The organism is Microcoleus sp. AR_TQ3_B6, from assembly GCF_036702785.1.
GTDB lineage: Bacteria > Cyanobacteriota > Cyanobacteriia > Cyanobacteriales > Microcoleaceae > Microcoleus.
The window spans coordinates 40863-51727 of the sequence record NZ_JAUBVJ010000061.1 but is presented as its reverse complement, the minus strand read 5'-3'; the positions used below and the strand labels follow the sequence as shown (position 1 = coordinate 51727).

The 10865-nt window shown below is 46.1% G+C and carries 10 protein-coding genes and 2 pseudogenes; 9 read left to right on the top strand and 3 right to left on the bottom strand.

Going from position 1 to position 10865, the window contains the following annotated elements; all coding sequences use genetic code 11:
* The 3 genes and pseudogenes from QUB56_RS25085 to QUB56_RS25075 all read left to right on the top strand — a co-directional run.
* A pseudogene (locus tag QUB56_RS25085) lies at positions 1-189 on the top strand (hypothetical protein); the annotation flags it as partial.
* A 99-nt stretch (positions 190-288) separates the two neighbouring features.
* Positions 289-1560 (top strand): annotated as a pseudogene (locus QUB56_RS25080) (RNA-guided endonuclease InsQ/TnpB family protein).
* A gap of 27 nt (positions 1561-1587) precedes the next feature.
* Entirely contained in the window at positions 1588-2001 is a 414-nt protein-coding gene (locus QUB56_RS25075; RefSeq protein ID WP_332958900.1) for a Uma2 family endonuclease, read from the top strand.
* 120 nt (positions 2002-2121) lie between these two features.
* Here the strand turns inward: QUB56_RS25075 and QUB56_RS25070 are convergent, their stop codons facing one another.
* Both QUB56_RS25070 and QUB56_RS25065 read right to left on the bottom strand, forming a co-directional pair.
* Entirely contained in the window at positions 2122-2307 is a 186-nt protein-coding gene (locus QUB56_RS25070; protein WP_332958899.1) for a hypothetical protein, read from the bottom strand.
* A 12-nt stretch (positions 2308-2319) separates the two neighbouring features.
* Complete coding sequence (locus tag QUB56_RS25065; protein WP_332958898.1) at positions 2320-3399, bottom strand: PIN/TRAM domain-containing protein; 1080 nt, start codon at positions 3397-3399, stop codon at positions 2320-2322.
* A gap of 395 nt (positions 3400-3794) precedes the next feature.
* Here QUB56_RS25065 and hemW point away from each other — a divergent pair, with 395 nt between their 5' ends.
* The 5 genes from hemW (at position 3795) to QUB56_RS25040 (ending at position 7264) form a co-directional block, all read left to right on the top strand.
* Positions 3795-5162 (top strand): radical SAM family heme chaperone HemW, encoded by a 1368-nt coding sequence (hemW, locus tag QUB56_RS25060; protein ID WP_332958897.1) that lies wholly within the window; start codon positions 3795-3797, stop codon positions 5160-5162.
* Positions 5163-5389: 227 nt separating this feature from the next.
* Positions 5390-5650, top strand: a complete 261-nt coding sequence (locus QUB56_RS25055) for a hypothetical protein (RefSeq protein WP_332958896.1) — start codon at positions 5390-5392, stop codon at positions 5648-5650.
* Positions 5651-5760: 110 nt separating this feature from the next.
* Positions 5761-6033: a DUF1830 domain-containing protein gene (locus tag QUB56_RS25050; protein ID WP_332958894.1), complete on the top strand. Its 273-nt coding sequence runs from the start codon at positions 5761-5763 to the stop codon at positions 6031-6033.
* Between the two features lie 715 nt (positions 6034-6748).
* On the top strand, positions 6749-6895 hold the full coding sequence (locus tag QUB56_RS25045; RefSeq protein WP_332958901.1) for a zinc ribbon domain-containing protein: 147 nt from the start codon (positions 6749-6751) through the stop codon (positions 6893-6895).
* A gap of 126 nt (positions 6896-7021) precedes the next feature.
* Positions 7022-7264, top strand: coding sequence for a hypothetical protein (locus QUB56_RS25040; protein ID WP_332958893.1), 243 nt, complete (start codon positions 7022-7024; stop codon positions 7262-7264).
* Between the two features lie 278 nt (positions 7265-7542).
* On the opposite strand, the gene QUB56_RS25035 is transcribed toward QUB56_RS25040, so the two are convergent.
* Positions 7543-7686, bottom strand: coding sequence for a hypothetical protein (locus tag QUB56_RS25035; protein WP_332958892.1), 144 nt, complete (start codon positions 7684-7686; stop codon positions 7543-7545).
* 1185 nt (positions 7687-8871) lie between these two features.
* Between QUB56_RS25035 and QUB56_RS25030 the strand changes: the two genes are divergently transcribed.
* Positions 8872-10731, top strand: coding sequence for a DUF7507 domain-containing protein (locus QUB56_RS25030; RefSeq protein WP_332958890.1), 1860 nt, complete (start codon positions 8872-8874; stop codon positions 10729-10731).
* Positions 10732-10865 lie beyond the last annotated feature (134 nt).

Here is a 10865-nt window from a genome sequence, read left to right as displayed (position 1 = left end):
GTCTTACACTTTATCCGCGCCGTTCGCGAGTCAAAGTCTTTTCAGGTAAGGGTTTTAGGCTTATTCAGCAAACCCTATTTAGAAGCCGAGAAAGTCCGCCTCATCAAACACGAGTACAGGCAAGGTGAAATCTATGCAAGGGCAGGGGCAAGCAAACCTCATGCCATTATTACGGGGAACGTATTATAAAACTTCATTAAGATTGTAAGCATCAATAAACAATAGTAGTATCATATAGTCATGAGAGTTAAATGAAATTGTTTCGCTCGTTCCGAATGGAGACTCTGGATGCAACTAACAGAAAGGCACATCATTAAATCTACGGAACACCGTTTCGCACTGATTGATGAATTAGCTTTTAAATCCAAAAATCTCTACAATGCTGCCCACTACGTCATTCGTCAGAGTTTTATCTATGGATGGGGCTATATCAACTACAACGAAATGAACCGTTTGATGAAGTATCATCAAGCCTACAAGGCTTTACCTGAATCGGTTAGCCAACAAATCTTGATGATATTGGATAAGAATTGGAAATCATTCTTTGAAGCGGTCAAAGCTTACAAAGCCGATTCCTCTAAATTCACTGGTCGCCCCAAACTGCCGAAGTACAAAGATAAAGCTAAAGGGCGAAACATTCTCGTCTACACGATTCAAGCGATTAGCACTACACAGTTGAGAAAAGGAATTATCAAGCTTTCGGGTACGGAGCTTTTAATCAAAACTCAAGTCAATCCCGATCGAATTTGTCAAGTTAGACTTCCAAATGCGATTCCTATGTAATTGAGGTAATTTATGATGAACCGGAGTCCACCGTTAGTAACGGCAACTCTGTAGCTAGTATTGATTTAGGATTGGATAACTTAGTGGCGTTAACTTCAAATCAGCCGGGTTTTATCCCTCTGTTGATTAACGGGCGACCATTGAAATCAATCAACCAGTTCTACAACAAACGTAAAGCACAGTTACAATCTCAGTTGAAAGGAAGCCGCAAGATATCACCCCGCCTTCAGCGTTTAACTCGCTGTCGCCACCAAAAAGTTGATAATTACTTACATCACACAAGTCGCCTAATTGTTGACCATTTGGTAGCGAAACAAATTGGGACGCTAGTAATTGGTAAGAATGCACAGTGGAAAACCGAGATTGATTTAGGAAAGCAAACCAATCAAAACTTTGTCAGTATTCCTCACGCTCGATTAATTGAGATGTTGGAATACAAAGCTCGACTGGTTGGAATCAAGGTGATCGTGCAAGAAGAATCTTACACTTCGCGCGCAAACTTTCTGAATCTAGACCCACTCCCTGTTTACGGAAAAACCGATAAAGACCCTGTGTTCCAGGGTAAGCGAATCAAGAGAGGTTTGTACAAAACATCAGTCGGTCAATTAATTAATTCTGATGTTAATGCTGCGTATAACATCCTTAGAAAAGCAATCCCAAATGCGTTCAGCACTCTTGATAGAGAGCTGCGTAGTTCAGCCAATGCGGGTTAATCCGCTCAAAGTGAAAGTGAAGGGGGAGGGACTTAACGCCTCCCATGTCATGTGCAATAAATGACTATACTTTTGCCAGCTATCTGTACTTTTGAGGAACCATCTTCGGGGAAGTGGTTGTATGCCTTACATGGCAGATATGAAAGTTCGGAATGAGACATCTAATTTTTTTTACTATCCCGATGTAGCGGTGAGTTGTGATGAACGAGACAAAAATGCTGATGAAGATTTCATTCGCTACCCGCGCTTAATTGTGGAAGTTTTATCGCCGGCAACAGCGGCTTTTGACAGAGGCGATAAATTTGCTGATTACCGCACTTCTGAAAGTTTGCAAGAGTATGTATTAATCAATCAAGAAAGAGTTAGTGTAGAGTGTTTTCGCCGGAATGCAGAGGGTTTGTGGGTGCTTTATCCTTACACTCAAGGACAAGAAGTTCAGTTTGCTAGCGTTAATTTTAGCTGTGCAATTGAGACATTGTATGAAGATGCGATCGAGATTGGTTGATTTTAATTACTCCTGAATCACTGATATTGATAGGATTGAACCGCTTTCGACGCGTTAGGCGAAGCCGCGCGTAAGCGCTAGGACGCGAAGGAAGAGAACAAAAGAAGAAGCTGGTAATTGCTATTTTTTCTTGGTGGCTTTCCAAGTGCCGCCGTAGAAGTAAAAAGGATTGTTTGCACTTACCGATTCCCAACATTTAAGACACAAAAAAAACCACTGCCCCGACTCGTCATACCGGGCGCGGTAGAGAATCGGGGCAGATTGGGAACAGCGATCGCAATATTTGATTCTGATTGCCCTGGCCATTGTTACTCTGTTTCAAACAATTACGGACTCTTGAGGGCGGGCGAATATCATCCGGCCGGCGCTGGTTTGCAGGGCGCTGGTGACTACGACTCGGGCTTCGCCGCCGACATAGCTGCTTCCTGCTTCTACGACAACCATGGTGCCGTCATCCAAGTAACCGATTCCCTGAGAGGGTTCTTTGCCTTCTTTGCGGATTTTTAGTTCGATCGTATCTCCGGGCAAATAAGTGGGGCGCACCGCATGAGTCAAATCGTTGATATTCAACACCGGCAGTTTTTGGACGGTAGCTACTTTCGATAAGTTGTAATCGTTGGTGAGCAAAATGCCGTCGATATCCAAAGCGAACCGGACTAATTTCGCATCGACTGTGGCCAGATCTTCGTAGTCAGCCGAGTGAATTTGAATCCGTTCTGGATATGTTTCTTTGATGCGGTTGAGTATATCTAAGCCGCGGCGCCCGCGCACTCGCTTTTGATCGTTGGCGGAATCAGCTATTAGTTGCAGTTCTTGCAGCACGAATTGCGGCACGATAATTTGACCTTCGAGGAAACCTGTTTCTAGCAGGTTTTCAATTCGGCCGTCAATAATGCAGCTAGTATCGACAACTTTGGCACTTGCTGGTTTGAAGGTACCTTCGGCTACCAACACCGTGTCAATGCTTTTGGGGTTGATCAGCCGCAAGAAAGCGCGGCCGTGGGTGTCGGTCAAACTGACGCCTGTGAAGCCGAACATGACGCTACCCAAAACTGCGACTAGAGGTTTGATGAAGCCGAACTCGCGGGGAATTGGCAGCAGGAACAGCGGAGCCAGCATTAAGTTCGCTACTAGCAGTCCGATGATTAAGCCGATCGCCCGCGTCAGCAGCATCTCCACTGGCAGATCGCGGACTTGTTTTTCCAGACGGCGATAGGTTGTTTGAGCCACCAATCCCATCACGAAGCCGATTAATGCTCCAAAGGAGCCTAGTACAGAACTTAAACCTTGTATATTTGTAACTTGCACCAGCAGATTGCTCGGCAGCAGTTCGACTCCGTAATAGCCGATGCCTCCGCCTGCGATTATGAATGAGATAATTATGATTGCGTCTAGCATTTGTTCTAGGTTAATGAATTTATTCACATTATATCTTTTCAGTGCTGATACTTGTTTTCATGCTTTGGTCGGATATCGCTATCTTTACTCACGGCTTTTCATAAACTTATATTTCGCCCTTGTACCCTTTGGGGGATGTGCCACCGAGTCGATCGGCATTTACCAAGCCCGGCCGAAAGCAGAAGGTGCGAATATACCGCCCTGCGGGCTGTGCAGGAATTGTCGCTGCTCTCAACTGGTACGGGGTTTAACTAAAAGAGCCGTAGCACGGGCGAGGGCCCGACGCCATCGTTCGCAGCGCTTTTTTGCTAACAAAATGTCATAATATACATAATTATTCATAACAGTTTAATTAAAACTTTAGATTTGAAGTTGAGCTGGCGGCTCCAGAGGTAATGAACGCTACCACAGATTATTTAACATTTGAATTAAAAAAAAGTACGCAAGTGGCAAATTCCGGCATTCCCAGTTCGGCTTACCTGCACGTACCTTTTTGTCGCCGTCGCTGTTACTACTGCGATTTTCCGGTTTTTGTGGTGGGCGATCGCAAAAATGGCGAGAATTCCGGCACAATTGTGCAATACGTTGATGTACTGTGTCAAGAAATTCAAGAAACTAAAAATTTAGGCGCATCTCTAAAAACAGTTTTTTTTGGTGGCGGCACCCCTTCGCTGCTTTCTGTCAGTCAGTTGAGCAATATTTTAGAGACTCTCGACGGCAAATTTGGGATTGCTGCAGAGGCAGAAATTTCTATAGAAATAGACCCGGGTACGTTTACTTTAGAACAGTTGCGGGGATATGCAGCGGCGGGAGTAAATCGAGTGAGTTTGGGAGTGCAAGCTTTTCAGGATGAATTGCTGCAAGCTTGCGGGCGATCGCACTCTGTCGCTGATATTTTTGAAGCGGTAAAAATAATTCGATCGGCTGGTATGGTCAATTTCAGTTTAGACCTGATTTCGGGACTGCCGCACCAAACCTTAGAACAGTGGGAAGCTTCCTTGCAATCGGCGGTGGAAATTAGCCCGACTCACCTGTCGAGTTACGACTTAATTGTTGAGCAGGGAACTGCTTTCGGGCGCTACTTTCAAGCAGGCGCGCAGCCGCTGCCAGCAGATGAAACCGCTGCTGGTATGTACCGTTTGGCGCGGGAAATTCTGACAGGTGCTGGCTACGAACATTATGAAATTTCTAATTACGCTCAAGAGGGCTATCAGTGCCGCCACAACCGCGTTTATTGGGAAAATCGCCCTTATTACGGCTTGGGCATGGGGGCGGCGAGTTATGTGGAAGGCCGGAGGTTCACAAGGCCTCGCAAAACTCAAGAATATTATCAGTGGGTGCGATCGATGTCTAGCCTCAATTCCCCTGCTACCTCAAAACTTGGAGGGGAAACCCAGCCAGATAGGGATCGAGAAATTGAGCAAAATTTTCAAGTCTCAGAAAATGACGTTTTGTTAGAAACGCTAATGCTAGGTTTGCGTTTAGCAGAAGGAGTGACGCTGTCGGCGCTGACTCAAAAGTTTACTCAGCAAACCGTCGATAAAATTTGGCGTTGTTTGCAGCCCTACTGGCGCCAAGGATGGGTGGAAATTATCACTGAGGATAGGGCGATTCCCTACGGGATAGATCCGCTTCACGCAACTTTAGGCGATGGCGCGAAACTGCCGCTTTCGGGCAATTTAAGGTTGAGCGATCCCGAAGGTTTTTTATTTTCTAATACAATTTTAGCCGATTTGTTCAGCCAGTTAGGCGAGGATAATTAGCTCTGTCTGAGGAAGTACACCCCCAGGCAAAGGCGATCGGCCCTAAAGCCGGGGCCGCCAATGCGACAGTCAGCAAATGAAATTGAACCCTAGCTTTAGGCTGTCAAAAATGACCTATTTTCTATCGATCCCTAAACAAAACTTAAGGGCGAAGTAAGCCTAGAGATAGACGCAGCGACTGAAATCCTGCTGTCATACTTAAGAGTAACAATTAAAAAAATACCTTGATGGAAACTCTAACTTTAGAACGCAACAACATCCACCGCAATCCCAATAGGGTAACTAGCGAGCGCGGCTGCAGTCAGGCCTCAAAGTGTAATTTTTGCGGTCACTACAAACTGCAAAGAGGTTCAGTAGGTCACTGTCAATTGTTGAACGCACCTGTTCGGGGAGGATGGAAATCTTGCGCTTTAGCAATGCCACCATTTGCACCTTCTTGGGAATACGTGGAAGGCGCCAATGTTTCCCCTGCAGCCTTAATTAATTAACCCAAACAATGTAGAAAAAATTTTTTTTAAGTGGCGATCTGCTATATATGCTATATTTAGTTTAGGCCAGTCGCCGATGGATCGCACAATTTCACAAACAAGTTAAAAAGATGAATTTGACACTAAATGAAGTAATTTCCGAACGTCATGCGCGCATTTTGTGTTGGTATGTAAATACTACCAGCCAAGTGCAAATCGCTCGGATTACAAATATTCCTAATTGGTATTTTGAGCGGACGGTTTTTCCAGGGGAACGTTTTTTGTTTGAAGCGCTGCCGGAAGCTCAGTTAGAAGTTTGCAGGAGTACGGAGACAGGTGGTATTGTGTGCGAGCGAACTTTGTGCGATCGGCTGCGAGTTGAAGAGTTAACCACGGCTGAGTGAAGATAATTCCCCAGACTTACCGACGAGGGGTAGAAACCCGGTTTTTTTTTCAGAAACCGGGTTTCTCTGTGTGATTTTGACATACTCACCGCCCGATCGCACCTGCGGTAATTCTTGACTTTTCACAGGGTGATGCTACCGGATCAGTCTTACTCTCCCTCCACCTCCATCAGCCAGTGGTGGCAATGCCCTATCCCGACTTCTTTACCTTCTATAGCAATCCTAAATGATTCTACTCGTTACCAGTCAGAGGCTGGTAACGCAGATCCCGAGGCTGTGCCTCGATTGTAGCAGGCGAGGCTCTTCCTCTGGACATTGATTAAGAGGCGAAACGCCTGGAAGTTATTGAAACTGATGCGAGGAGTGCTATGGTACCGCAGCAACGGTTCCCCATCCTCGTTATATCCGCAAAATAGAAAAAGATTTAAAACAGTTACAGAAACGAGTTTCTCGGAAAAAAAAGGTTCAACTAATCGCAAAAAAGCTATAAATAAATTGGGAATAAAACATCTAAAAGTTAATAGGTAACGCCCAAAAAACGCTATTTTGACGGCGTTGTGCGTTGTGAAATAAGCGCGATTTCCTAGCCTACGAAAACCTTCAGGTGAGGAAGATCGTGACAAATCATAAACTTGCTAAATCTATCAGCGATACAGCTTGGTAACAATTTGCCCAGTGGTTGCCATATTTGGGAAAGGTGTAGGGCAAAACAGTAATTGCCCTTACTCCTGAGTACACCTCCCAAGATTGTTCAACCTGTGGTAATAGTGTCAAGAAATCGCTTTCAGTTAGGATTCATATTTGCAGTAGCCGCACATTGTTATATAGCGGTTCTCGGAAAGATGAGGTATTCACGAATTAATTAACAATTCCCCAATCCCCCAATCTAAAATCTAAAATCTAAAATCTAAAATCTAAACTTGTACCTCATCTATCTGAGAAAGGCTATATCATGTCCGGTCGATTACCCGACCTCAGGTAGGGGCCCGTGAGCCAACAATATCTGCCAACAATCTCCAATTTCAAAAACCCGCCCGGCCGGGATATTATGGTCAATCGATCGCACATGATATTAGATCGCGATCGCAATGCAGCTTTGAATATTCTGGCGAAAGGTTTGAGGCAAGCAGGAGCAGATTTAAATACGGTGGGACACATCGGAATTAACGCTTGGGGACACACCCACCTCTACTCGTGGCTGGTGACATCCGCGAGCAAGTTGACTGATTGAGCCCAGAATCAAGAGTGCGTTTACACCCGGGAGTGTCAATTGAGGGATCTTCGCGCCTCTAGTAGGAATTCCCATCTTTAGCTTCCGCCTCCCTCTGCCTCATACCATTACAGGTTGGCTGGCATCTATCTTGAGATAGGTGCCTACTGCACAAGCGCTTATATCCGAAAATATACTTAGATGCTGTCGGCTTGCCTCCGCATAATCCCTTTATGGGTTGGCTGAAATCTATCTTGAGATAGGTTTCTACTTGACAAGCCTTTATCTCCTAAGATATATTAATCTTCTACCGGCCACAGCAGATTTGCTGATCCGCCCTGAAGGAGCAGAGTGCAGGCATTTATCCTCTTTCCCCAATTTCTGGCTCCCAATACAGGTTGGCTGTCATCTATCTTGAGGTAGATGCTTACTTGACCAGCCATGATATCCGAAGATATACTTAGATGCTGTCGGTTTGCCTCCGCCAAACCCCTCTACGGGTTGGCTGCAATCTATCTTGAGATAGATTCCTACGAGACAAGCCTTTATCTCCTAAGATATATTCATCTTCTACCGGCCACAGCAGATTTGCTGGCCCCCCCGAAGGAGCAGAGGGCAGGCATTTATTCTCTTTTCCAAATGTTTCGATCCCAACAGTCTCGGCTGAGGGTGGCCGGCAGCTAACAACCAAACAGCTAACAACCAAGAGGTAGGTAACATCGACTGAAAAATCAAGGCTTTGCCGTTATTAACCTGTTTTATAGGTTCTCGCGTGAAATCGGCTCCTCATATCAATTCCGGTAACACCGTTCGGGATGGGGAGTGGTCCGCGGTCCGTGGTCCGTGGGGGAATTATTGACCTTGACTTTATCGTGCCCATCCAACCGGAAACGATATCAAGTCTGGTTGACAGCCTCTAACCAACGTGTTCTTTTCAGTGATGCTCAATCACACTTGTAAACAAAGACAGCCCAAGGGTTAGGAAAGTTCCCTAGACAAATCACCGCAAATAAGGGTAGAGCCAGAAAAGTTACTATTTGCGAATCTACTCTCAATGGCATCGCTTAGACGTGCTTTATTGCTGAAGTTGAGTTGTAGTTTTTGATGTCAAATAAGGCTAATGTTTCCGCTTCTGACGAGCAGAAGTTTTTGTCATGCCAATAAATTGAATTTAAATTAAACGCGGTTTTAACGCAGTTTAGTGATTTGTATTGCTGATGCTTCGACCGGAATGGCGAGCTAAATAGTGACGCTTGATTTTTTGATAATAGCAAGCGATAGCTTTTAGCTAGCATTTTTTACAAGCAGTTCGGCGGCTTTTTCCTGCTTAAATATGAACTAAAAAGAATCAAAATAAATCATAAAAAAAGTTGCCAATATACTTGACATAACAAGATTGTGAGAGTAACTTAGATTCTAAGCCAATAAAAATCCTTGCCACAGGAAATTAAATACCTTTTTGATGGCTGTTCACCTTCTAGAACAAGCTATTTGCCAGTGATTGATGAAAGCAAGATTCATTAATCTGAAGTGACTGATTGCCGATTAACAGGGTTATTGTATAGATCAGGTTTGTCACTCAAATACAACACAGAAAAACCAAGTAGTACAACACAGGAGAATTACCAATGACAACCTATTCAACTGTTTTTAATCAGCAATTTGGCGCGTCAAATGAGCCGATTAATGCACTTTTTGAATTCGATCAAGACTTCACGGGCGATGGCTTGAACGATATTCAAGTCACGCTCAGCTTAAACCCAGGCGCTAATTCTGGCACTGAGGATATGCTCGGTGTTGCCTTCGATATTGCAGGCGATGCCACCAGTGGCTTGCAGATTGTGAATATCGATCGGTCTGAGCAAAGTAATACTCAAACCCTGAGCACTTTCAACCCCACAGTTGTTATTGGTCCCAATCAGGTAAGCGATAGTGGACCCCTCGATCCTGGCTTTAATACCAGTGGGAGCGATTCCGCTGAACCCTACGATGTGGGCATCAAATTCAGCGAGCAAGGATCGGGAGAAGGGATCGTCCAGACAGCGAGCTTTGTGATCAGCAAACCAGGTGCATTTCTTGACAAGTCGCTGATCGAGAACACCAACTGGTGGGTGCGCTTGCAGTCCACTAATGGCGGTGGGGAGAGTGCCAAAACGGGCGGCTTTATCGGCATGATTCCTGGTGGAGGGACTCCACCAACTCCAAATCCAAGCATCTTCATCGACAAAGTAACCAACGGCGCGGACGGTCTCAACATTCTCGCAGGTGAGCTGATTACCTGGACTTACACAGTCAGCAACACCGGCAACGTCCCACTCTCAAACATCACCGTCACCGATGACAAAGAGACAGGCCTCACCTACTCGGCTGGCGACGCGAACAGTAATGCCTTGCTGGATACAAACGAAGTTTGGACTTACACGAAAACCGGCACTGCCCAGCCTGGCAACTACAGCAACACTGGTAGCGTTACCGGGAACTACAACGGCACACCTGTAAGCAGTTCTGACCCCAGCAGCTACTTCGGTGCTGACCCCAAGATTGCGATCGACAAAGTAACGAGGAGCGCTCCTGTGCAAGGGGATGGCCTGTTAGTTCCGCAAGGTAGCCCAATAAGCTGGATTTATACTGTCACCAACACCGGGAACGTGCCTCTCTCTAATGTCCAGGTGACAGATAACCAAGGTGTGGTTCCTGTTTACCAAAGTGGTGACACCAACCTAGACGGCAAGCTCGACCTCACAGAAAGCTGGGTTTACAGCGCTAACGGCACTGCCATATTGGGCAGCTATCAAAATACCGGGACGGTTCAAGGTTCCTACACCGACGACTTGACCAACCCCGCAACCCCGACGGATTCCGATGATAGCTCCTACACAGGCATGCTGCCTCCGGGAGCGCGGACACCAGGCTTCTGGTCTAATTGGCCTGCTGTGTGGAACGCCAATGCCAGCGACGATTCCTCCTTTGCCGGCAGGGCAGGTTTCCCAACCAGCGACATCCTGCGCCCACCTTACACGGCAGCTACACGAGATCCAGTCACAGGACAGATTACTGTGGGCATTCTGGTTGGTGACTATAACCGGAACGGACAGACGGATGCAGGTGAAAATACCTTGTTCTACACCCTTCAGGAAGCTCGGACTATTGTCAACGCTAGCCTGACTCAGCAGCAGGACCGTCGCTATACGCTCGATCGCTCCTTGATTGCCTCTTGGCTGAATTACCTCGCCGTCAACCCCGCGCCGACTGGAGATATGAGCCAGGCGATTATGTGGTTGCAAAGATCTACTCCCGACGAAAACGGCGATGGCAAGGGAGATGGGAATCTCTCCTTGCAGGCATCAACCTACCGAGTCCCTGCGAGTTCCCCAGCTTGGTCAAACCTAAGTAACACCTACAACGGATTGCCCACCGGCGAAGTGCTCAACAACAAGCTCGATTCCTACAACAACACCGGACTGTTCGGGCCTCAGCCTATCATCTAATGTTGGCATAACCTAAGTTGCTAGTTAACGCTAGTTGCTAGTTATCACCGCTACTGACTCTTAAAGGGAAAGGGGAAAGGAAAATAGCTTTTCCCCTTTTCCCTTTTTCCCATTTCAACTTTCAAACGCATCTA